The organism is Pseudonocardia abyssalis, from assembly GCF_019263705.2.
Lineage (GTDB): Bacteria > Actinomycetota > Actinomycetes > Mycobacteriales > Pseudonocardiaceae > Pseudonocardia > Pseudonocardia abyssalis.
This window is the reverse complement of record NZ_JADQDK010000001.1, coordinates 5,671,529-5,692,886: the sequence shown is the minus strand read 5'-3', so window position 1 is coordinate 5,692,886 and position 21,358 is coordinate 5,671,529. Positions and strand designations below refer to the sequence as shown.

At 72.3% G+C, this 21,358-nt stretch carries 28 protein-coding genes, 3 tRNA genes and 1 pseudogene; 9 read left to right on the top strand and 23 right to left on the bottom strand.

The annotated features are described in order from the left end of the window. The 4 genes and pseudogenes from I4I81_RS28080 to I4I81_RS28065 all read right to left on the bottom strand — a co-directional run bounded on the left by I4I81_RS28080 (window position 1) and on the right by I4I81_RS28065 (window position 4,053). The gene (locus I4I81_RS28080; protein ID WP_218603397.1) at window positions 1-774 is read right to left on the bottom strand and encodes an MlaE family ABC transporter permease; all 774 of its coding nucleotides are present in this window, start codon (window positions 772-774) and stop codon (window positions 1-3) included. Between the two features lie 12 nt (window positions 775-786). Further along, entirely contained in the window at window positions 787-1,893 is a 1,107-nt protein-coding gene (locus I4I81_RS28075; RefSeq protein ID WP_218603398.1) for an ABC transporter ATP-binding protein, read from the bottom strand. Window positions 1,894-2,111: 218 nt separating this feature from the next. After that, window positions 2,112-2,666 (bottom strand): TetR/AcrR family transcriptional regulator, encoded by a 555-nt coding sequence (locus I4I81_RS28070; RefSeq protein WP_218603399.1) that lies wholly within the window; start codon window positions 2,664-2,666, stop codon window positions 2,112-2,114. Between the two features lies 1 nt (window position 2,667). Beyond that, window positions 2,668-4,053, bottom strand: a pseudogene (locus I4I81_RS28065) (aldehyde dehydrogenase family protein). Window positions 4,054-4,138: 85 nt separating this feature from the next. Here I4I81_RS28065 and I4I81_RS28060 point away from each other — a divergent pair. Then, window positions 4,139-4,564, top strand: a complete 426-nt coding sequence (locus tag I4I81_RS28060) for an SCP2 sterol-binding domain-containing protein (RefSeq protein ID WP_226363607.1) — start codon at window positions 4,139-4,141, stop codon at window positions 4,562-4,564. After that, window positions 4,561-5,826, top strand: coding sequence for a cytochrome P450 (locus tag I4I81_RS28055; RefSeq protein WP_218603400.1), 1,266 nt, complete (start codon window positions 4,561-4,563; stop codon window positions 5,824-5,826). Before I4I81_RS28060 ends, I4I81_RS28055 begins: the two co-directional genes overlap by 4 nt. Before the next feature lie 6 nt (window positions 5,827-5,832). Here I4I81_RS28055 and I4I81_RS28050 read toward each other — a convergent pair whose 3' ends face one another. From I4I81_RS28050 to I4I81_RS28035, 4 genes are all read right to left on the bottom strand, one after another. Continuing rightward, window positions 5,833-6,798 (bottom strand): R2-like ligand-binding oxidase, encoded by a 966-nt coding sequence (locus I4I81_RS28050; protein WP_218603401.1) that lies wholly within the window; start codon window positions 6,796-6,798, stop codon window positions 5,833-5,835. A 16-nt stretch (window positions 6,799-6,814) separates the two neighbouring features. Further along, complete coding sequence (locus tag I4I81_RS28045) at window positions 6,815-7,921, bottom strand: NDMA-dependent alcohol dehydrogenase (protein ID WP_218616446.1); 1,107 nt, start codon at window positions 7,919-7,921, stop codon at window positions 6,815-6,817. A gap of 243 nt (window positions 7,922-8,164) precedes the next feature. Next, complete coding sequence (locus I4I81_RS28040) at window positions 8,165-9,409, bottom strand: sensor histidine kinase (RefSeq protein ID WP_218616445.1); 1,245 nt, start codon at window positions 9,407-9,409, stop codon at window positions 8,165-8,167. Window positions 9,410-9,433: 24 nt separating this feature from the next. After that, window positions 9,434-9,949: a DinB family protein gene (locus I4I81_RS28035; protein ID WP_218606377.1), complete on the bottom strand. Its 516-nt coding sequence runs from the start codon at window positions 9,947-9,949 to the stop codon at window positions 9,434-9,436. A gap of 55 nt (window positions 9,950-10,004) precedes the next feature. Here I4I81_RS28035 and I4I81_RS28030 point away from each other — a divergent pair, with 55 nt between their 5' ends. The 5 genes from I4I81_RS28030 to I4I81_RS28010 all read left to right on the top strand — a co-directional run bounded on the left by I4I81_RS28030 (window position 10,005) and on the right by I4I81_RS28010 (window position 14,353). Next, entirely contained in the window at window positions 10,005-10,676 is a 672-nt protein-coding gene (locus I4I81_RS28030) for a response regulator transcription factor (RefSeq protein WP_218616444.1), read from the top strand. Between the two features lie 94 nt (window positions 10,677-10,770). Next, complete coding sequence (locus tag I4I81_RS28025; RefSeq protein ID WP_226363606.1) at window positions 10,771-11,253, top strand: sterol carrier protein; 483 nt, start codon at window positions 10,771-10,773, stop codon at window positions 11,251-11,253. A gap of 56 nt (window positions 11,254-11,309) precedes the next feature. Continuing rightward, window positions 11,310-11,573 (top strand): hypothetical protein, encoded by a 264-nt coding sequence (locus tag I4I81_RS28020; protein WP_218603262.1) that lies wholly within the window; start codon window positions 11,310-11,312, stop codon window positions 11,571-11,573. A 190-nt stretch (window positions 11,574-11,763) separates the two neighbouring features. After that, window positions 11,764-13,233, top strand: a complete 1,470-nt coding sequence (yczR, locus tag I4I81_RS28015; RefSeq protein ID WP_218603263.1) for a MocR-like transcription factor YczR — start codon at window positions 11,764-11,766, stop codon at window positions 13,231-13,233. Window positions 13,234-13,264: 31 nt separating this feature from the next. Next, window positions 13,265-14,353 carry a CaiB/BaiF CoA transferase family protein gene (locus I4I81_RS28010; RefSeq protein ID WP_218603264.1) on the top strand — a complete coding sequence of 363 codons (1,089 nt, stop codon included), beginning with the start codon at window positions 13,265-13,267 and terminating at the stop codon, window positions 14,351-14,353. Window positions 14,354-14,419: 66 nt separating this feature from the next. Here the strand turns inward: I4I81_RS28010 and rplA are convergent, their stop codons facing one another. The 15 genes from rplA to rpmG (I4I81_RS27935) form a co-directional block, all read right to left on the bottom strand. Next, window positions 14,420-15,142 carry a 50S ribosomal protein L1 gene (gene rplA, locus I4I81_RS28005; protein ID WP_218603265.1) on the bottom strand — a complete coding sequence of 241 codons (723 nt, stop codon included), beginning with the start codon at window positions 15,140-15,142 and terminating at the stop codon, window positions 14,420-14,422. A 74-nt stretch (window positions 15,143-15,216) separates the two neighbouring features. Beyond that, complete coding sequence (gene rplK / locus I4I81_RS28000) at window positions 15,217-15,651, bottom strand: 50S ribosomal protein L11 (RefSeq protein WP_141278820.1); 435 nt, start codon at window positions 15,649-15,651, stop codon at window positions 15,217-15,219. A 15-nt stretch (window positions 15,652-15,666) separates the two neighbouring features. Next, complete coding sequence (nusG, locus tag I4I81_RS27995; protein ID WP_226363605.1) at window positions 15,667-16,554, bottom strand: transcription termination/antitermination protein NusG; 888 nt, start codon at window positions 16,552-16,554, stop codon at window positions 15,667-15,669. 34 nt (window positions 16,555-16,588) lie between these two features. Continuing rightward, window positions 16,589-16,930, bottom strand: a complete 342-nt coding sequence (gene secE / locus I4I81_RS27990; RefSeq protein ID WP_218603266.1) for a preprotein translocase subunit SecE — start codon at window positions 16,928-16,930, stop codon at window positions 16,589-16,591. 81 nt (window positions 16,931-17,011) lie between these two features. Continuing rightward, a tRNA-Trp gene (locus I4I81_RS27985) sits at window positions 17,012-17,084 on the bottom strand. Window positions 17,085-17,189: 105 nt separating this feature from the next. Further along, entirely contained in the window at window positions 17,190-17,399 is a 210-nt protein-coding gene (locus I4I81_RS27980; protein ID WP_218603267.1) for a hypothetical protein, read from the bottom strand. A gap of 79 nt (window positions 17,400-17,478) precedes the next feature. Then, the gene (locus I4I81_RS27975; protein ID WP_218603268.1) at window positions 17,479-17,889 is read right to left on the bottom strand and encodes a MaoC family dehydratase; all 411 of its coding nucleotides are present in this window, start codon (window positions 17,887-17,889) and stop codon (window positions 17,479-17,481) included. A gap of 61 nt (window positions 17,890-17,950) precedes the next feature. After that, window positions 17,951-18,388 carry an FAS1-like dehydratase domain-containing protein gene (locus tag I4I81_RS27970; RefSeq protein WP_218603269.1) on the bottom strand — a complete coding sequence of 146 codons (438 nt, stop codon included), beginning with the start codon at window positions 18,386-18,388 and terminating at the stop codon, window positions 17,951-17,953. A 2-nt stretch (window positions 18,389-18,390) separates the two neighbouring features. Further along, a complete protein-coding gene (gene rpmG / locus I4I81_RS27965; protein WP_218603270.1) occupies window positions 18,391-18,573 on the bottom strand; it encodes a 50S ribosomal protein L33 in 183 nt (60 codons plus the stop codon). Window positions 18,574-18,590: 17 nt separating this feature from the next. Further along, window positions 18,591-18,666 (bottom strand) — tRNA-Met (locus I4I81_RS27960). Between the two features lie 28 nt (window positions 18,667-18,694). Next, window positions 18,695-18,767: transfer RNA gene (locus I4I81_RS27955), tRNA-Thr, on the bottom strand. 81 nt (window positions 18,768-18,848) lie between these two features. Next, a complete protein-coding gene (gene rpsN / locus I4I81_RS27950) occupies window positions 18,849-19,154 on the bottom strand; it encodes a 30S ribosomal protein S14 (RefSeq protein WP_218603271.1) in 306 nt (101 codons plus the stop codon). Next, window positions 19,154-19,384 (bottom strand): 50S ribosomal protein L28, encoded by a 231-nt coding sequence (gene rpmB, locus I4I81_RS27945; protein ID WP_218603272.1) that lies wholly within the window; start codon window positions 19,382-19,384, stop codon window positions 19,154-19,156. Before rpmB ends, rpsN begins: the two co-directional genes overlap by 1 nt. Beyond that, window positions 19,384-19,623: a 30S ribosomal protein S18 gene (gene rpsR, locus I4I81_RS27940; protein ID WP_218603273.1), complete on the bottom strand. Its 240-nt coding sequence runs from the start codon at window positions 19,621-19,623 to the stop codon at window positions 19,384-19,386. The genes rpmB and rpsR overlap by 1 nt, the downstream gene beginning before the upstream one ends. Window position 19,624: 1 nt before the next feature. Continuing rightward, window positions 19,625-19,792, bottom strand: coding sequence for a 50S ribosomal protein L33 (rpmG, locus tag I4I81_RS27935; protein WP_218603274.1), 168 nt, complete (start codon window positions 19,790-19,792; stop codon window positions 19,625-19,627). 69 nt (window positions 19,793-19,861) lie between these two features. On the opposite strand from rpmG (I4I81_RS27935), the gene mrf reads away from it, so the two are divergent. Both mrf and rpmF read left to right on the top strand, forming a co-directional pair. Beyond that, window positions 19,862-21,097 carry a ribosome hibernation factor-recruiting GTPase MRF gene (gene mrf / locus I4I81_RS27930; RefSeq protein ID WP_218603275.1) on the top strand — a complete coding sequence of 412 codons (1,236 nt, stop codon included), beginning with the start codon at window positions 19,862-19,864 and terminating at the stop codon, window positions 21,095-21,097. Then, entirely contained in the window at window positions 21,097-21,279 is a 183-nt protein-coding gene (gene rpmF / locus I4I81_RS27925; protein WP_218603276.1) for a 50S ribosomal protein L32, read from the top strand. The genes mrf and rpmF overlap by 1 nt, the downstream gene beginning before the upstream one ends. Window positions 21,280-21,358: the final 79 nt, after the last annotated feature.

Sequence of the window (21,358 nt, the reverse complement as noted above, 5' to 3'; positions counted from 1 at the left end):
TCAGGAGCCCTTCGGCGGGACGAGGTCCAGGTACAGCGTCGTCAGAACGAGGTTGAGGAAGAACACGAGCACGAAGGAGATGACGACGGCCTGGTTCACCGCGTCGCCGACGCCCTTCGGCCCGGGAGGGGGGTTGAGGCCCCGGTACGCCGCGACGATGCCCGCGGTGAACCCGAACAGCAGGGCCTTCAGCTCGCTCACCAGGATGTCGCTGACCTGCGCGATCGAGGAGAACGCCGCGATGTAGGCGCCGGGCGTGCCGCCCTGGACGATGACGTTGAAGAAGTAGCCGCCCGCGACGCCGACGACCGTGGCCAGCCCGTTGAGGACGACCGCGGTGGTGGCCATCGCGAGGACCCGCGGCACGACGAGCCGTTGGATCGGCGAGATGCCCAGGACCTCCATCGCCGCGATCTCCTCGCGGATGGTGCGCGCCCCGAGGTCGGCGCAGACGGCGCTGCCGCCCGCACCGGCGATCAGCAGCGCGGTGACGATCGGTGCGGCCTGCTGCACGATCGCCAGGACGCTGCCGGCCCCGGTCTGGCTCTGCGCGCCGAACTGGCGGGTGAGCTCACCGAGCAGCAGCGCGATCGTCGCGCCGAACGGGATGGTGAACAGGGCGGTCGGCAGTGCCGACACCTTCGTGACGAACCAGGTCTGCTCGATGTACTCGCGCAGCTGGAACGGCGGCTTGAAGGCGCTGACGACGACGTCGACGCCGAGGGAGAACAGGCGGCCGACCGGGGTCAGCGCACGCGTGAGGGGAGCGCTCATGGTGTCGGGGCCCTACATCCGCGGCCGGTGCCGGCCGGGACCGGTGAACCAGGTGGGCGGGTTGTCGCCGGGGTTGAGGACCTCGGTGGCTCCCGGCGCACCGGGCGGGACGCGCTGCGGCAGCGGCCCTCCCCCTCCGGCCATCGCGGTCACCGGCTCGTTCGCGTAGCTGCGGCGGATCGCGTCCTGCGCGGCGGGCGGCAGGGTGTGCAGCATCTGCTGCACCCGCTCCCGACGTCGGCCGACGGCCTTGCGCTCCGGCACGCCCGGACTGACCTCGAGCTGCGGCTTCATCTCCGGCAGCCCGGCCAGCTCACCGGCCTCGGCCATCTCCCGCTGCGCCTGCGCGGTGTCCTTCTCCTCCGACATCCCGATCGGCCCCTGACGGCGACCGTTGAGGAACTGGCTGACGACCGGCTCCTCGCTGGTCAGCAGCACCTCCCGCGGGCCGAACATCGCCAGGTGCTTGCGGTAGAGCATCCCGATGTTGTCCGGGACGGTCTGCGCGGTGTTGATGTCGTGGGTGACGATCAGGAACGTGGCGTCGGTCTGCGCGTTCAGATCGATGATCAGCTGGTTCAGGTACGCCGTGCGCACCGGGTCCAGGCCCGAGTCCGGCTCGTCGAACAGGATGATCTCGGGGTCCAGCACCAGCGCCCGGGCCAGGCCCGCCCGCTTGCGCATCCCGCCGGAGATCTCCCCGGGGAGCTTCTTCTCGTCGCCCTTGAGGCCGACCAGGTCCATCTTCTCCGCGACGATGTCCTTGACCTGGGCCTCGGACTTCTTCGTGTGCTCGCGCAGGGGGAACGCGATGTTGTCGAACAGGTTCATCGACCCGAACAGCGCGCCGTCCTGGAACAGCACCCCGAACAGCTTGCGGATCTCGTAGAGCTTCGACTCCGAGCACCGCACGAGATCGACGTCGTTGATGACGATCGAGCCCTTCTCCGGCTTCAGCAGCCCGATCAGGGTCTTGAGGAACACCGACTTGCCGGTACCCGACGGACCCAGCAGGACCGACACCTCACCGGGCGGCAGCGTCAACGACACGTCCGACCAGATGTTCGCCCGGCCGAAGGACTTCGAGAGCCCTTCCACCTTCACCTCGACACCGGCCACGGCGCCGCCTCCTCGTTCAGGTTCCGGGCGGATCGCGACCGCGGTGCGGGGAGCGGGCGGCCGACTGCCCACAACATCCCAACGACGAATAGTGAGGTGGGTTACTGACCAGTTGCTGGGAAACCCCAGGTTGGTCCGATCGCGCGGCACGCATCACCCAGCAGGTGTAACCAACGGTACCCCCAGCTCACGGTGTCGCTACGCTCGGTCCGTCGTCGCTACCGAGCGTGCGCGCGGACGATTGCCTCGAAGTCGTCGAGGAGCCCCCCGAGGACGTCGACGACGGGGGGCACGCACGTCTGCTGGAAGCCGACGAGTACCGCGAGCCCGAGCACCGCGAGACGGCGCGCGACCTCCGGATCGTCGACGATCCCGGAGACGACCCGTTCCACCGCCGCCCGGCGCTCGTCGTCGACGCGCGCCTGCGCACGGCCGACGTCCGGGTCGAGCGCTGCCCACACCCGGATCGCCGCCTCCGCCTCGTGCGGCACCGTCGCGGCCAGCTCCTTGAGCACTGTGACGCGCTCGCCCGGGTCGGCGGTCGCCGCCGCGAGCGCGACGATGCGCGCGGTCTGCTCGGTCTCCCAGTGCTCCAGCAGCGCGACGACGAAGCCCGCCCAGCTCCCGAAGTGGTGGTAGAACGACCCACTGGTGACGCCGAGCGCGCGGCACAGCGGCGCGATCTTCAGCCCGGACGTGCCGTCGTTGGCCAGAATCGCCATGGCGCCGTCGAAGTACTGCTCGGGTCCGACCTGGACGGACTTCCCCGCCACGTCAGATCACCTTCCGCAGCAGCTTCTCGGCCAGCGTCCCGTAGGGCGGGTAGACGAACCCCGGGTCGGGGCGGGTCGGCTTGGTGAGCACCGAGCGGCGGTGGCTGAACGTCTCGAACCCCCACCGCCCGTGGTACGCGCCCGTCCCGCTGCGCCCGACGCCGCCGAAGGGCAACTGCGGCACGAGCACGTGGAACATCAGGTGGTTGACGACGGTCGCGCCGGCGTCGAACTCGGCCGTCACGCGGTCGGCGGTGGCACGGGACCGGCTGAACAGGTAGACGGCCAGCGGCTTGGGCCCGGCGACGACGTGCGTGATCGCCTGCTCCAGCCCGTCGACGGTGACGACCGGCAGGATCGGGCCGAAGATCTCCTCCCGCATCAGCGCCGATCCCGGGTCGGGGTCGAGCACGACCGTCGGCTCGCCGGTGCGGGCGCCGGGGTCGATCCGGCCGCCGGTGACGACCGTGCCGCCGCAGCCGTCGAGCAGGCCCGCGAGACGGGCCGCCTGCCGGGCGTCGACGATCCGGACGGCGCCGGCGGGGCGCATCCGCTCCAGGGCGGCGACGATCCCGGCCACCAGCTCGTCGCGGACCGACCGGACGACGAGCACGTGGTCGGGCGCGACGCAGGTCTGCCCGGAGTTCATCAGCTACGTCCACGCGATCCGCTTCGCCGCGATCTCGACGTCGGCGTCGGCCGCGACGATCACCGGGCTCTTGCCGCCCAGCTCGAGGGTCACCGGGGTGAGGTGCGGCGCGGCGGCCGCCATGACCTTCGCCCCGACCTCCGGGCTGCCGGTGAAGAACGCGTGGTCCAGGCCCTGCGCGAGCAGCTCCTGGGTCTCCCCCGGCCCGCCGGTGACGACGGCGACCGCACGGGGGTCGAGGTACTCCGGCAGCAGCCGGGCGAGCAGGGCGGCGACCGCGGGCGCGTGCTCGGACGGCTTGACGACCGCGCAGTTGCCCGCGGCCAGCGCCGCGACGAGCGGGGCGAGCGTCAGGTGCACGGGGTGGTTCCACGGCCCGATGACGAGCACGACGCCGAGCGGCTGGTACTCGTAGCGCGCCGACCCGGGCTGCACGGACAGCGGCAGGCCCACGCGGCGCGGCCGGGCCCAGCGGTGCAGTCGCTTGCGGGCGTACGCCGACTCCGCGGTGGTGGGCGCCAGGTCGGCCGGCCATGCGTCGACGGCGGGGCGGCCGAGGTCCTCGGCCAGCGCCGCGGAGAACTCGGACTCCCGCTCCGCGAGCATCCGCTCCAGGCCGCGCAGCTGCGTGACGCGCCAGGCCAGGTCCTTGGTGACCCCGCTCGCGAAGGTGGCGCGCAGCCCGGCGACGACCGCGTCGACGGGCCTGGACTCCGTGGTCGTCGCCTCGGTCGTCATGCCGCTCCGTCGCTCGATGGGGTGTGGTCCGGGTAACATAACCCATGTTACGTTCCGGCCGAAGGGACCACCCCTGCTACTCGACGTGGAGGATTCCGTGGCCGGTTTCGCCGACGAGGACGAGCTGTACCGCTACATCGGCGGCATCTTCGAGACCGCTCTGGCGGACCCGGAGCTCGCACCCAAGCTCAACGCGACCGGGCTGGTGCTGCGGATGCAGTGCACCGAGCCGGACAGCGCACTGATCATCGACCTGCCCGGCGGCGTCGTGCACAAGGGCTCCGCGCCCGACCTCCCCGCGGCCGGCGCGACGATGGCGATGAGCACCGAGACCGCCAACGCGTACTGGCAGGGCAAGGTCAACCTCACGTTCGCGATGGCCAAGGGCAAGGTGAAGGTCGAGGGCACCGTCACCAAGCTGCTCCAGCTCGCGCCGCTGTCCAAGCGGCTGTTCCCGGTCTACGTCGAGCGGCTGCGCGCCGACGGCCGTGACGACCTGGTCGTCGCGTGACCACCACCGAACGGGCCTACGACCCGATCGACATCTCCAGCCACGCGTTCTGGGCGAAGAGCCCCGCCGAGCGCGAACCCGCGTTCGCCGAGCTGCGCCGCGAGCGCCCGCTGTCCTGGCACCGGCCCGCCGAGACCGACCTGCTGCCCGACCCCGACGCCCCCGGCTTCTGGGCGCTGGTCACCCACGCCGACATCGTGGCCGTCAGCCGCGACGCCGAGACCTGGGGCTCGGGCCAGCAGTACGGCGGCGTGATGCTGGAGGACGTGCCCGAGGACGTCCTGGAGGCCGCGCACTCCATCCTCGCGATGGACGCGCCGCGGCACACGGTGTCGCGCAGGGTGATCAGCTCGGTGTTCACGCCGCGCCGCGTCGCCCGGATCGGCGACCAGATCCGCGAGCAGGCCCGCCGGATCGTCGACGACATCGCACCGCTGGGTGAGATCGACTTCGTGGAGGCCGTCGCGGCCCGGCTGCCGATGTGGACGGTCTCGCAGATGATCGGCATCGCCGAGGCCGACCGGGAGCGGGTGGCCCGCGCGGCCAACGCGCTCGTCGCCTGGAACGACCCCGAGTTCGTCGGGGACGGCGACCCGATGGGTGTTCTGCTCGACGGGCTGATGACGCTGCACACCGCGGCGTTCGACCTCGTGGAGAAGCGCCGTGCGGCGCCGGCCGACGACCTGATCACGGCGCTGGTACAGGCCGAGGTCGAAGGCGCCCGGCTCACCGAGGAGGAGATCGCGGCCTTCTTCGTGCTGCTGTGCGTGGCGGGCAACGACACCACGCGGCAGACCGCGAGCCACAGCGTCCTCGCGCTCGACCGCAACCCCGAGCAGCGCGCCGCGCTGATGGAGGACTTCGACGGGCGCATCGACGGGGCCGTCGACGAGTTCGTGCGGTGGGCGAGCCCGGTGCTCACGTTCCGGCGCACGGCCCGCCGCGACACCGAGATCCGCGGGCAGCACATCGCCGCGGGCGAGCGGGTCGTCATGTTCTACCTGTCGGGCAATCGCGACGAGACCGTGTTCGCCGACGCCGACCGCTTCGACCTCGCGCGGCGACCCAACCCGCAGATCGGCTTCGGCGGCGGCGGGCCGCACTTCTGCCTGGGCAGCCACCTCGCCCGGATGCAGCTCCGTGCCCTGTTCGACGAACTGCTGCACCGGCTGCCGGACCTCACCGTCGGCGAGCCCGAGCACCTGGCGGGCAACTTCATCAACGGCATCAAGCGGCTGCCGGTGCGGTTCACGCCGGTCTGACGGTGATCAGGCGGCGGACAGGTCGGCCTGGTCCTCGGCGTGGAAACGCTCCTCGAGCGCCTCGGGGGTCGCGTCCACGTCGATGACCAGCAGATCCGCTCCGCGGGCCGACTCGATGGCGCCGAGGCGACGGCCGATCTTGTCCATCGCGTACTCGGCCAACTCGTTCAGCTCGATCGCGAACGGGGGCTCGTCGCCCTCGGCGATCCGGTCGAACGGCTCGGCGACCACGCCCATGGCCGGTACCAGCAGCTCCTGCATGCGCTCGTCGACGACGTCCCACAGGGTGTCGTCGGCGGCGACGTGTCGACGGCAGGTGAACGTGCCCCACGCCATGTGGCGGCGCTCGTCGTCGCCGATGTGCTTGATGAGCTGCTGCATGCCGGGCAGGATCCCCCGGCTCCTGCAGATCCTCGCCCAGATGAAGTAGCCGGTGAGCGCGAGCGTGCCCTCGACGATGTGGTTGTAGGTGACGGAGGCGCGGATCTGGTTGCGCGGCGACGGGTCCCCGGCCAGCGCGTACAGGCTGTCGGGCAGCTCCTGGGTGAAGATCTGCTGGTAGGAGGCGTTGTCCGCGATGTAGGGGTGCAGGTCCTCGGTGATGCCGACGGCGTCGAACCACCGCCGGAAACCCTCGGTGTGCTTGGCCTCCTCGAACACGAACTGCGTCAGGTACATCTCGTCGGCGAGCCGGCCCTCCGCGGCCATCGCGGCCACGAACGGCTGCAGGTCCTGCGTCACCGACTCCTCGCCCGCCATGAACTGGGTGGCGAGCATGGTCGTCCACCAGCGCTCGGCGTCGGTCATCGCGGCGACGTCACGGGCGTCCTGGGCGAAGTCGATGTCGGCCGGGTTCCAGTGCCGCGCGTTGCCCTTGGCGAACAGCCGCATCGGGAACGAGTCGAAGTTCAGGCCGCCCTTGCCCAGGGTGGCGAAACCGGTCCGCTTGCCGTGCTCGATCGATCGCGTCATTGCGGTGATCCCCTCGTCAGTACCGGATGAGACCGCGGATGTTGCGGCCCTCACGCATGTCCTCGTAGCCCTGGTTGATCTCCTCCAGGGAGTACTCGCGGGTGATCAGCTCGTCGAGCTTGAGCTGCCCGAGGTTGTACATCTCCAGCAGCCGCGGAACGTCGTGCTGACCGTTGGAGCTGCCGAACAGGGCCCCGCGGATCTGCTTCTCGTAGAGCGTGAGGTCGAGCAGCGACAGCGACGCGGTGTCCTCGTCGGGGTGGCCGAGCGCGGTGACGACCACGCGGCCCCTCTTGCCGACGAGCTGCAACGCGGGCTGCAGGTAGGAGCCCTCGGCGACGCCCGTCGTCAGGATGGCGGCGTCGGCTAGCTGGCCACGGGTCAGGCTGGACACGACGTTCCATGCCTCGTCCATGCTGGCGGCGGAGTGCGTGGCGCCCAGCTCCAGCGCCTTCTCGCGCTTGAACTCCACCGGGTCGACGGCCACGACGTAGCGGCAGCCGGCGATCCTCGCCCCCTGCACCGCGTTCGCCCCGATCCCGCCGATGCCGATGACGACGGCGGTGTCGCCCGCGCGCAGCTCCGCGGTGCGCACGGCACTGCCGAAGCCCGTCGTCACGCCGCAGCCGACGAGCGCGGCGAGGTGCAGCGGGAAGCCCTCGTCGATCTTCACGACCGACTTGACCGGCACCACGGTGTGCTTGGCGAACGTGCCGAGCAGGCACATCTGGCCGACGTCCTCGCCGCGCGCGTGGAAGCGGTAGGTGCCGTCGAGCTGCGGGCCGAGGGTGGCGCCCGCGCCGTCGTCGCACAGGGCGGTGTAGCCGCGCACGCAGTACGAGCAGCGCCCGCAGCTGGGCAGGAACGTCATGACGACGGGGTCGCCGACCTCCACGTCGGTGACGCCGGGGCCGATCTCGACGACCCGCCCGGCACCCTCGTGCCCGCCGACCATCGGGTACCCGACCGGCAGGTCCCCGGTGACCAGGTGCTCGTCGGAGTGGCACAGCCCGCTCGCGGCGAGCTCGACCAGCACCTCACCCGCGTTCGGGGGATCGAGCTCGACCTCCTCGACCTCCCACTTGCCGCCCTGCTCCCACAACACCGCCGCCTGCGTCAGCATGGGGGAAGCATGGCGGGCCGACCGCCGGCGACGCACCGGTCCGGGGGTTCCGCCCTTGGCCCGCGGGTGCCACCCACCCGCCCGGGCGCCGGGACTCGTGGGCGCGGGAGCAGCGACTCGCGGGCCCGAGAACAGCGACTCACGGGCGGGGATCCAGCGACTCGCGGGCGGGGATCCAGCGACTCGCGGAACGGGATCACCCCCACCCCGCGAGTCGCTGTTCCTCCGCCCCTGAGTCGCGGGTCAGGGGGCGGGGAGGGGGAGCTCGAGGTGGGCGACCAGGCCGCCGCCGTCGCGCGGTTCCAGGCTCAGCTCGCCGTCCATCGCCGCCACCAGCGCCTCGACGATCCACAGCCCCAGACCGGCAGTGCCGCGCCGCTCCCCCAGCGCCACACCCTTGGCCGTGACGACGCCCTCCTGTCCGGGCGGGAGGCCGGGGCCGCGGTCGCGGACCTCGGCGACCAGCACGCCGTCGGCGTGGCGCAGATCCAGCTCCACGGGGGCGTCGCCGCTGTGCCGGGCCGCGTTCTCGACGAGGTTGGTGAGCACGCGGCGCAGGCGTTGGGGGTCGCAGCGGACCGCCGCACCCTCCGGCGCCACCGACGGGCGGCGCCGCGCCGCGGCCACCCCGGCCGCGTCCAGCACCGCGTCGGCCAGCTCGGAGAGCGCCACGACCCGGGCCCGCACCCGCCCGATCGGACTCCCGTCGGTGACGGCGACGTCGGCGAGTCCGTCGAGCATGTCGCGCAGGTGCACCGCGTGCTCGGCCAACAGGCGCGTCGCGACCGCGCGGGACGGCTCGGGCAACCGGTCCGCGGCGAGGTCGGCGCTCAGCGCGGTCAGCGACGCGACCGGCGTGCGGAACTCGTGCAGCACGACCCGCACGCCGTCGAGCCGGGCCTGCTGGGCGGCGAGCAGCCGGGCCCGCAGGTCGCGCTCCTCCAGGAACGCCTCGTGCTCCGACCGCGCGGCGGCCGCCGCAGCCAGCTGTCGCTCCAGCATCTGCACCAGCGCGCCGACCAGCACCGCCGCGGCCACCAGGAACCCGGTCCACCACGCCCCGGCGAGCCAGCGGTCGGCGAGCGGGACCTCGGCGTCGGACCCGAGGACCGACCCCACGGTGAACCCTGCCCCCGCGACGACCGCGGCGAGCCGCCCGACCACCGCGCCGCCGCGCACCGACGCCGCGATCACGATCAGCGGCAGCAGCGCGACCATGATGCTCTCGGCCCCACCGGTCAGCCCGCAGGCGACGAGCACCAGCACGCCGTCGAACGCGGTGGCGACCCGCGGCGGGAGCAGCCGCCACCCCCGGAACTCCGCGACGGCGAGCAGCACGGCGTAGGCGAACGCGGCCACCACCAGCGCGGTGAGGGGCGCGACGAGGCCGCGGGCGAGCTGCGGCCCCAGCAGCAGCGCCAGCCCGACCGCCGCCACCGCGACGACCCGGATGACGACCGCGGGCCGGTCCTCCCCTGAGTGCTCCACGGGACGAGCATGACGGGCCGGTGCTCAGTAGTAGCCCGTCACCCCGTCGAGCTGCTCCCGGATCGTGTCGAGGTGCCCGACGTGGCGGGCCGTCTCCTCGAGCATGTGCAGCAGGATCCAGCGCAGGCTCGCCGCTCCCGCGGAGAAGTCGGGGTGCCGCCCGGTGTCGTCGAGGGAGTGCGCGGCGACGATCTCGTCCGACCTCGCCCACTGCGCGTCGAACTCGTCGAGGAGCCGGGCGAGCGGGACGCCGTCGGGCCGCATGTCGGCGTCCTCGACGTCCGTGTCGAACTGCGGGTTGCCCGCGGACGGGCCGCCGAGGAAGAGCACCTCGAACCAGCAGTGCTCGGTCCAGCGCAGGTGCGACACGAGCCCGGCCACCGTCATCAGCGGGGAGCCGGGCAGGACCGCCCGCCGCGCCTGCTCGTCGGTCAGCCCCGCGCACTTCCACCGCACCAGCGCGCGCTGCAGGTCGAGCCAGCCGACGAGCTGGGTGCGCTCGTCGGCGACGACGGGTGGCCGGGCGTGGGAGGGGGGCACGGGCGGACGGTAGGGCCGGCGGCCGTGGCCCGTCGCCTGGTTTAGTGTCCGCTCCGTGCGCGACGGCCGCTACGTCGTGGTCATCGTCGACGACCACGCCCTCTTCTCCCAGGGTCTCGCCCTGCTGCTGGAGTCCCGCGCGGGCGACACGTTCGTCGTGGCCGGCTCCACCACCGCGGGCGAGGACGCGGTCGCGCTCGTCGGTCGCGAGGCCGCCGACATCGCGATCGTCGACCTCGCCCTCCCCCCGCTCGGCGGCGTCGAGACGATCCGGCGGGTCACCGCGGCGTACCCGCGGACGCACGTGCTCGCCCTCTCCGGCACCGACGACCTGGGGCTGGCCACGGCGGCGCTGCGGGCCGGGGCGGGCGGGTTCCTCGGCAAGTCCGCCGACCCGGAGGTGCTGGTCGCGCCACTGCTGGCGATCCTGGCCGGGGTGCGGGTGGTGCGCCCCGACCTGCTCGACGCCCTGCTCGCCGCGGGCGACCGCACCGGCGACGGGCTGCTGGAGCGGCTGGGCCCGCGCGAGGTGACGCTGTGGCGGCTACTGGCCCGCGGCCTGGAGACCAGCGAGATCGCGAAGCCGATGCTGGTCAGCGAGCGCACCGCGAAGCGGATGATCGCCTCGCTGCTGCACCGGCTCGGTGCGGCCAACCGCATCGAGGCGGCCGCGCTGGCCGGGCGCTACGGCCTGCTCGACGACTCCGACGACACCACGGGACGCTGAGCCGGGAGCACCGCCGGCACGGACAGCTCGACGGCGGGGGCGGGCCAGGGCCCCGAGCCGACCCTGGCCCGCACGGGCCGCACATGGCCCGTCCGTGGTCCTGCGCCCGGTCGCCGCGATGCGCGAGACTCCCCCGACCAGCAACCCACCCAGCGAAGGGGCCGACGTGGCGGCGTTCAGCAGCGAGGCAGAGGTCTACGAGTTCCTGGGCGGGGTGTTCCGCCGAGGCATGGACGACGCCGACCTCGTCGCCAAGCTCGAACCGACCGGCATCGTCCTGCGCATCACCTACACCGACCCCGACGCCGTGATCACCGTCGACATGCCGGGCAAGGAGATCCACGAGGGCGCGGGGCTCGGCCCGGAGCCCAACGTCGAGCTGTTCATGACCGCCGACACCGGCAACCGGTTCTGGCTCGGCAAGGTGATCCTGCCGGTTGCGCTGGCGAAGGGGCAGGTCCGCGCGAAGGGACCGGTCGCGAAACTGCTCAAGGTGCTGCCGCTGGCCAAGCAGATGTTCGGCCCGTACCGCGAGCACCTGGAGTCCGCCGGGCGGTCGGACCTCCTCGGCGCGTGACCCGATCGGGTGATCCGCCGCGCCGCCGATCGCGGGCACCCCGATACTCCCGGTCCATGGACCAGGTGTGGCTCGACGTGCAGATGTGGACCGGGCTCCGCGGCAACTTCCACCCGTTCACCGACGTCGTCTGCGACGCACCCGAGCCGCTGCCCGAGGTCGTCGACGACTGGCAGCGGTGGGCGGCGGCCTACCTCGACGCCGTCGCGACGCACGAGGGATGGCAGTCCGGCCGCTACCACTACAGCGCCGAGCAGCGCGACGACGGCGGGCACACGCTCGCCGTCTTCGCCCGCGGCACCTGGGACTGGAACACCTGACCCAGCCGGGCGAGGTCACCACGCACCGTCGGGCCCCGACGCGGGTGCCCGTCCCACCGGCTGTCGACGCCGTAGCGGGGGGCCGCGACGGCGATCAGGACGAGGACCACGTACACCCAGATCTCCATGCCGCTCATCGTCATCCCGATTGGCCTTGGCATCGAGGGCCAATTCCGCGAAGGTGGACCGCATGGACGATGTGGACCGCCGGATCGGCGCGCGCAGCTTCACCCGGCTGCTCGGCGACTGGCGCCCGCCCGACGGGCGGGGCCTCGCCGACGCTCTCGCCGACCGCGTCCGGCTCCTCGTCCTCGACGGCCGGCTGCCGCTGCAGACCCGGATGCCCGCCGAGCGGGAGCTGGCCGGCGCGCTGGGCCTCAGCCGCACCACCGTCGCCGCCGCCTACGACACGCTGCGCGACGCGCGCGTCCTGCACAGCAGGCGGGGGTCCGGGAGCTGGACCCGGCTCCCCGACGAACCCGCGGGCGGCAGCACCCAGTCACCGTTCTCCCCGCACGGCGACCGGTCGCTGTTCGACCTCGCCCACGCCGCCCTCCCCGCACCCAGCGCCGAGCTGCGCCGGGCCGCGGCGGGCGCCGTCCACGATCTCGACGCCCTGCTCGGCGGCCACGGGTACGACCTGCTCGGGCTCCCCACCCTGCGCTCCGCGATCGCCGACCGGTTCACCCACCGCGGGCTGCCCACCACACCGGACCAGGTGCTCGTCACGGCGGGTGCGCAGAGCGCGATCGGGCTGGTGCTGGCCGCGTTCACCGCGCCCGGTGACCGCGTGCTCCTGGAGCACCCGACCTACCCCAACGCCCTCGACGCCGTCACGGCCCGCGGCGCCCGCGCCGTCCCGCTCCCGATGGGTGCGAGCCCGGACGGCACCGGCAGCTGGGACCTCGACCTGCTCGCCACCGCCGTCCGCGACGCCGCTCCGCGCCTGGCGTACGTCATCCCGGAGTTCCAGAACCCCACCGGTGCGGTGCTCGACGCCGCGGGCCGCGAGCGGCTCGTCGACCTGACGCGCCGTACCGGAACCCCGTTGGTCGTCGACGAGACGCTCGCCGAGCTCGCGCTGGACGGTCCGCTGCCGCCGCCGGTGGCGACGTTCGGCGACTCCGCGAACCTGCTCACCGTCGGGTCGGCGAGCAAGGTCTTCTGGGGCGGGCTGCGCATCGGGTGGATCCGCGGATCGGCGTCCACCGTCCGACGACTGGCGGCGCTGCGCGCGTCGATCGACCTCGGCGGGCCCGCACTGGAACAGCTCGTCGTCGCGCGTCTGCTGGCCGACGTCGACGCCGTGGCGGCCGCGCGCCGCACCGAGCTCACCGCCGCCCGGGCCCACCTGCTCGACCGCCTGGCCGAGCTGTTCCCGCGCTGGCAGCCGTCCCGGCCCGGGGGTGGCCTGAGCCTGTGGGTCGACCTCGGCGAGCCGGTGTCGAGCCGGCTCACCGTCGCCGCCCGCCGGCACGACGTACTGCTCGCCGCCGGCCCGCGTTTCGGCCTCGACGGCGCCTTCGAGAGACGGCTGCGGCTGCCCTACACGCTGCGTCCCGACCGCGTCGACTCCGCGCTGGAGCGGCTGCTGCTGGCCTGGCGCGGACTCGATCACGTCGACGCGGGAGCGACCTCGGAACCCGTGGCGGTCGCCTAATGTCGGGTCGACGATCACGAGGAGGTAATCGGTGAGTGGACCGTTGACAGGGTGCAAGGTCGTGGAGCTGGCCGGGATCGGACCCGGCCCGCACGCCGCGATGATCCTGGCCGACCTGGGGGCCCAGGTCGTGCGCGTGGACCGTCCGGGCGGGCTGCAACTCGGTGACGCGGACGCCCCGGACCCCACTCTGCGCGGTCGTCGCCGGGTGGCCGCCGACCTCAAGTCGCCCGACGGCGTCGAGACCGTGCTGCGGCTCGTCGAGCAGGCCGACGTGCTGATCGAGGGCTACCGGCCCGGTGTCACCGAGCGACTCGGCGTCGGCCCGGCCGACTGCCACGCGCGCAACCCGAAGCTCGTCTACGCCCGGATGACCGGCTGGGGGCAGGACGGCCCGATGGCCCAGCGCGCCGGGCACGACATCAACTACATCTCGCTGACGGGCGCGCTGCACGCCATCGGCCGCGCGGGCGAGCGCCCGGTGCCGCCGCTGAACCTGGTCGGCGACTTCGGCGGCGGCTCGATGCTGCTCGTCGTCGGAGTGCTCTCGGCACTGTGGGAGGCGGGCCGCTCCGGTGAGGGGCAGGTCGTCGACGCGGCGATGGTCGACGGAGCGTCACTGCTGAGCCAGATGTTCTGGGGATTCCTGTCGCAGAAGGTCTGGGTCGACGAGCGCGACTCCAACGTCCTCGACGGCCACTGCCCGTTCTACGACACCTACACCTGCTCCGACGGCAGGCACGTCGCCGTCGGGTCGCTGGAGCCACAGTTCTACGCGGCGCTGCTCACCGGGTTGGGCATCGACCCCACCGACCTGCCGCAGCAGTACGACCGCGAGCAATGGCCCGTGCTGCGCACCCGGTTCACCGAGGTCTTCGCGAGCCGCAGCCGCGACGAGTGGGCGGCGGTGTTCGACGGCACCGACGCCTGCGTCACGCCGGTGCTCGCGTTCGGGGAGGTCGCCACGCACCCGCACATCGCGGCGCGCTCGACGATCGTGGAGGCCGACGGTGTGCCGCAGGCCGCCCCCGCCCCCCGCTTCTCCCGCACGACGCCTGTCCTCCCACGGTCGGCGACCGCCCCGGAGGACGTCGACACGGTGCTGGCCGACTGGTCCTGAACCCCGCACACGAGAACGCCCCCGCGGCCCGGAGTGGGCGGCGGGGGCGTCGTCGAGGGTTCGGCGTCAGGCCGAGGGGTTCTCGTCCACGAGCAGGTTGCGCGTACGCAGCGGGTCGATCTGGATGCCCGGTCCCGTCGTGGTGGAGACGGTGATCTTCTTGATGTACTTGCCCTTGGCGGCACTCGGCTTGGCGCGCAGGATCTCGTCGAGCGCGGCGCCGTAGTTCTCCACCAGCTTCTCGGTGTCGAACGAGGCCTTGCCGATGACCATGTGCAGGTTGGCCTGCTTGTCGACGCGGAAGTTGATCTTTCCGCCCTTGATGTCGTTGACGGCCTTGGTGACGTCGGGCGTCACGGTGCCGGTCTTCGGGTTCGGCATCAGGCCACGCGGGCCGAGGATGCGCGCGATCCGGCCGACCTTGGCCATCTGGTCCGGGGTGGCGATGGCGGCGTCGAAGTCGAGCCACCCGCCCTGGATGCGCTCGATGAGGTCCTCGGCGCCCACGACGTCGGCGCCTGCGGCCTCGGCCTCGGTGGCCTTGTCGCCGGTGGCGAACACGATGACGCGGGCGGTCTTACCGGTGCCGTGCGGCAGGTTGACGGTGCCGCGGACCATCTGGTCGGCCTTGCGGGGGTCGACACCCAGCCGCATGGCCACCTCGACGGTGGCGTCCATCTTGGTGCTCGCCGTCTCCTTGGCCAGGGCGGCGGCCTGGAGCGGCGTGTACAGGTTGTCCTTGTCGATCTTCTCCGCGGCTTCGCGGTAGGCCTTGCTGCGCTGTGCCATCTGAATCCTCAGTCTTGTTCAGGTCGTGGTGCGAGCCGCGCCCGGCTCTCCCACGCATGCATGTGGGGTGGTGCTCAGCCCTTGATCGTGATGCCCATCGAGCGCGCGGTACCGGCGATGATCTTCGCGGCCTGCTCGATGTCGTCGGAGTTGAGGTCGGCCATCTTCGTCTGGGCGATCTGGCGCACCTGGTCCATGGTCACCGAGGCGACCTTGGTGGTGTGCGGCGTGCCGCTGCCCTTGTCGACGCCGGCTGCCTTGAGCAGCAGGCGCGCGGCCGGCGGCGTCTTGAGCGCGAACGTGAACGAGCGGTCCTCGAAGACCGAGATCTCGACGGGGACGATGTCGCCCCGCTGGGACTCGGTGGCCGCGTTGTAGGCCTTGCAGAACTCCATGATGTTGACGCCGTGCTGGCCGAGCGCGGGGCCGACCGGCGGGGCCGGGGTCGCGGCCCCGGCCTTGATCTGGAGCTTGATGATCGCGGAGAGCTTCCGCTTCTTGGGGGGCATCTCTGTGTCCTCGTACTAGATCTTGGAGACCTGGCTGAATGCCAGCTCGACAGGTGTCTCGCGGCCGAAGATCGACACCAGCACCTTGAGCTTCTGGGCGTCGATGTTGACCTCGTTGATGGTGGCCGGGAGCGTGGCGAACGGACCGTCCATGACGGTGACGGACTCGCCGACCTCGAAGTCGACCTCCACCGTGGGCTTGCCGCCGGTGCTCGCGGCACCGTCACCCTTGCCGCCCCCGGCGGCCGGCTTCGGCTCGACCTTGGGCAGCAGGAACTTGAGGACGTCGTCGTGGCTCAGCGGCGACGGCTTGTTCGTGGCGCCGACGAACCCGGTCACGCCGGGGGTGTTGCGGACCGCACCCCACGACTGGTCGTTGAGATCCATCCGGACCAGGATGTAGCCGGGCAGCACCTTGCGCTGCACCTGCTTGCGCTGGCCGTTCTTGATCTCGGTGACCTCCTCGGTGGGCACCTCGACCTGGAAGATGAAGTCCTCGACGTCGAGCGTCTGCACGCGCGTCTCGAGGTTGGTCTTCACCTTGTTCTCGTAGCCGGCGTAGGAGTGCACGACGTACCAGTCGCCGGGGGCGCGCCGCAGGGCGGTGCGCATCTCCTCGACGGGGTCGACCTCTTCCTCGACCTCGGGCTCGGCGGCGACCTCGTCGGTCGCGACCTCGCCGGCCGCGGCCTCGTCGGTCGCGGCGTCGTCGGCGCCGGGCTCGTCCTCGGTGTAGCTGTCGGACACGGACTCGGTGCCGTGGGCGGCCTCGACGTCGGCGTCCTGCACGGCCTGCTCGGGGAGATCAGCGTCGGGAGTGGCCTCGGCCGTGGCGTCGAGCGCGGCCTCGTTGGCCTCGATCTCGCTGTCGGACAGCTGTGTGCCGCCGTCTGGGGAACTCACGTACGTCTCGCTTCCTTCTCCGTGTCGTGCCGGGTCACGTGCCGAACAGGTACGTGACACCCTGCGCGAACACCAGATCCAGCAGTGCGACGAACGCGACCATGAAGGACACGAAGACCAGCACGACGATCGTGTAGGTGATGAGCTGCTTGCGCGTGGGCCAGATGACCTTGCGCAGCTCGGCTATCACCTCGCGCAGGAACCGGATCAGCCTGCTCGGCAGCGAGACCTTCTCGGGACGGCCGTCCCGGACCGCGGTGGCCCGACCCTTGCCGCCGTCGCCGGTCGGCGTGGAGCCGGCCCGTCGACCCCGACGGTCGGCAGCGGAGCCCGGGCGTTCCCGCCCGTCTTCGCTTGCCTCGCGCTCGTCCGTCACGACCGTCCTCCAGCTCGCCGTCGGATGGCCGACCGGCAGGAACTGCCGGTCGGATCCGCTGCTTCCGTCCTGTACGCAGTGCAGGGGTGACAGGACTTGAACCTGCAACCTGCGGTTTTGGAGACCGCTGCTCTGCCAGTTGAGCTACACCCCTAGACCACCCCGCCGGGAGACCTGCCCGCCGACGGAGAGATACGTCGCATGACGACGCACCCAGCACGACGAGTGTACGGCACCCGGTGGAGCGGTTCCGCCCGCCCTACTTGTCCAGCGGGCCCAGCGCGACGAGCGCGGCCGCGCGCTGCGCGTACTTCCAGTTGCCCAGGTCGGCGACGGTCTTGATGCCGAGGTCGGCGAGGATGGCGTCGTGCCGCTCGCTCAGACCCTCCAGGGCCGACGGCGGGGCGGCGAGGACCTCCTCGGCGGACTTGTCCTCCCACGCCTTGTCCACGAGCTTGCCGAACTTCACGTGGTGCTCCCTCCGGTCGGTGTGTTCCTGACGCGGGGCAGCATCGACCCAGCGCCGGAACGCGGGCAACTCGGGGCGCTCAGGACGGGAGCGCGACCTCGGCCACGGCCCGCCCCAGCACGGTCTTCCCGTCGCAGCGGGCGGTGATCGCGACCTTGGCGATCCCGTCCGTCACGTCGGTGACCTTGCCGGACAGCTCGACCAGAGCGCCCTCGTCGTCGTCGGGGACGACCACGGGACGGGTGAAGCGGACCCCGTAGCTGCGGACGGCGGACGGGTCGCCCACCCACGCCGTGACGAACCGGGCGGCCAGCGCCATCGTCAGCATCCCGTGCGCGATCACGCCGGGGAGGCCGACACCGGTGGCGACGCGGTCGCTCCAGTGGATCGGGTTGAGATCGCCGGACGCGCCCGCGTAGCGGACCAGGTCGGCCCGGGTGACGCGCAGCTCCAGCGGGGGGAGCTCGGTGCCCTTCTCGACGGCGCTCACGAGTCCTCCTTGCTGACGCTCGCCGGCCGCGTCCGCGGCGCAGCTGCGTCCGATGGTGAGCTCACGAGCCCGTCACCAGCAGGGCCTTCGTGGTGGCGACCGCGGTGCCGTCGACGGCGGTGACCTCGCAGCGCAGCGTCAGCATGTGACTGCCGGCACGGGTGCTGAGGTCCTCGACGTGGATCACGGTGACGAGCTCGTCCCCACCGTGGATCGGGCGGTGCAGCACGATCGACTGGTCGCCGTGGACCATCCGCGAGTAGTCCCATCCGAAGGCCGGGTCGCGCAGGAAGCCCTCGATCAGCGGCATCGTGAAGGTGACGGCGAAGGTGGGCGGCGCGACGACGTCGGGATGGCCCGCGGCCCGGGCCGCGTCGACGTCCGAGCACACGGAAGCGCCCTCGCCGACGGCGAGGGCGAATTCCTTGATCTTCTCCCGGCCGACCAGGTACGGCGCCGAGGGCGCCAGTGCCGTGCCGACGAACGAGGCGTCGGGCACCGTCAGCGGGTCTCGCGGTGCTCGCGGTGCGTGCCGCAGTTGGCGCAGAACTTCTTGATCGCGAGGCGATCGGGGTCGTTGCGCCGGTTCTTCTTCGTGATGTAGTTGCGGTGCTTGCACTGCTCGCACGCCAGCGTGATCTTCGGCCGGACGTCCGTGGCCTTACCCATCGCGGGTGCCTCCATGATTGGTCTTCTGGAACTGGTAGCGGTGGCCGGACTTGAACCGGCGACACAGCGATTATGAGCCGCTTGCTCTACCAGCTGAGCTACACCGCTGTATGAGGCGGCTCACGCCGCCTCATCGAGCCCCTTTACGGAATCGAACCGTAGACCTTCTCCTTACCATGGAGACGCTCTACCGACTGAGCTAAAGGGGCGGTACGGACCTGCGGGCGGTCACTTCCCGCGGCCGTTGAAGATGCTACACACCCTCCGCGGCGACCCGAAATCGGCTCCCGTCACCAGCTCGACTTGCGCACCCCGGGCAGGTGGCCGGCGTGCGCGAGCTCCCGGAGCTTCACCCGGGAGACGCCGAACTTCCGCAGGTAGCCGCGCGGGCGACCGTCGGCCGCGTCGCGGTTGCGGACACGGGTGGCGCTCGCGTCGCGGGGCTGGCGGTTCAGCTCACGGATCGCGGACGCGCGGTCGTCGTCGGACGTGGTGGGCCGGGCGATGACGGCCTTGAGCCCGGCGCGGCGCTCCGCGTACTTCGCCACGACCGCCTTGCGCCGCTCGTTCTTCACGATCTTGCCGGTCTTGGCCATCAGACCTTCCCCCCGCGGGCCCGGATGCGGGCCACCGCGGCGTCGATGCCGATGCGGTCGATCGTCCTGATCGCGTCGGTCGAGAGGCGCAGCCGCACCGTGCGGCCCTCGAACCGGTAGCGCTTGACCTGGATGTTCGGGTCCCACCGGCGGCTCGTGCGGCGGTGGGAGTGGGAGACGTTCTTGCCGAAGCCGGGTTCGCGCCCGGTCAGCTCGCAGCGCATCGACATCAGGACCGTCCGGGGTGCGGGAAGGGCAGCAGCGCCATCTCGCGGGCGTTGCGGATCGCGGTGGCGACCTGCCGCTGCTGCTGCACGGTCAGACCGGTCACGCGGCGGGCGCGGATCTTGCCGCGGTCGGAGATGAACTGGCGCAGCAGGTTCGTGTCCTTCCAGTCGACCTCGGTGATCTTCTTCGCGTGCAGCGGGTTGACCCTCTTGCGCGGCACCCGGGTAGGGCGGACGGCCATCTCAGCGCTCCTCACGGAACTCGACGTGGCGCCGCACGACGGGGTCGTACTTGCGCAGCGTCATGCGGTCGGGATCGTTGCGCCGGTTCTTCCGCGTGACGTACGTGGTGCCGGTTCCCGCCGTCGAGCGCATCTTCACGATCGGCCGGAGCTCGTTGCCGCGGGCCATCGCCCACCTCCTTGTGTAACGACATTCGTTTTCATCTACGGTGGAGGCTACCCCACCCCAGGAGGTCCCGTGTCCCGCCCCGAGCTCCTCGTGCTCACCGGGCTCACCGCGCCCGGCGTCGAGGACGTCGTCACCCGCATCCGCTCGCTCGACCCCGACGTGGCCGTGCTGCACCACGACCTGCGCGACGTCGGCGACGGGCTGGTGCGGCGCAGGCTGCGCAGCCGCGACTCCGACGTCACCACCACCGTCGGGCTGGCCCACGGCTGCGTGTCCTGCACACTGCGCGAGGACCTGCTCCCACAGCTCCGGGAGCTGGCCGGGCCCGGTGGACCGGCGCGGATCGTGCTACACCTCGACCCGGCGCTCGAACCCGAGAACCTGTGCTGGTCCCTGCTGCACGTGCTGGTCGGCGACCGGCCCGTCGTCGACGACGTCGAGCTGCTCGGGGTGGTGACGGTCGTCGACGCGGGCACGTGGTTCGCCGACGCCACCGGCGACGCGACGCTGCCCGAGCGCGGCTGCCCGGAGCTCGGGCGGGCGGAGGACGGCGCGGACGAGCGGACCGTCGCGCAGGTGGCCGTCGGGCAGGCGGAGTTCGCCGACGTCGTCGTGGTCACCGGCACCGCGGACCCGTGGGAGCTGGCCCGGCTCGACGCCGTGCTCGCCCGGCTCGCCCCCGCCGCGGTGCGGCTGCGCGCGGGCGGACTCGACGAGCGGGTCCTCGCACCCGGTGCGGCCCGCCGCGGGCGGCCCGACGACGTGCACGCGCCGCTGCTGCGCGGCACCCCCCCGCTCGACGGCGAGTGCGGCGTGCGGCTCGTCGTGTTCTCCGCGCGGCGCCCGTTCCACCCGTTGCGGCTGCACGACGCGCTCGACGTGCTGCTCGACGGCGTCGTCCGCGCCCGCGGCCGGATCTGGCTCGCGACCCGACCCGACGCGGTGCTCTGGCTGGAGTCGGCGGGTGGCGGCCTCCAGGTCGGCCACGCGGGCGGCTGGCTCCACGGCGCGGGCGACGGGGCGTGGGAGGCGGCGTCACCGGAGCGGCAGGCGTTCGCGGCACTGGGCTGGCACCCGCGCTTCGGCGACCGGGCGCAGGACCTCGTCGTCCTCTCCCACGCCGCCGACCCCGACGAGATCGACGCCGTCCTGCGCGAGGCCCTGCTCACCGACCTCGAACTGGCCGCCGGACCGGACGTGTGGAGCGCCCTGCCCGACCCTTTCGGCTGGTGGCACACCGACCCCTGCGAACCCGCCGCCGATGTGGTGGCGGGCGCCGAGCACCACTCCGAGGAGGAGCACTGATGGCCGTTCCCAAGCGCCGGATGTCCCGGTCCAACACCCGCAGCCGGCGGGCGCAGTGGAAGGCGGCGGCGCCCGACCTGGTGCCGGTGCGGATCGACGGACGCGAGTACCGCGTGCCCCGGCGGCTGGTGCGGGCCTACCAGCGCGGCCTGATCACCCCTCCCGGGCAGCCGCGGGGGTAAGGGTCCTTACCCCGGCCCACACCCCGGGCGGACGGGAACCGGCGTGATCGCCCGATGTCGGGCCCCGGGCCTCAGCACG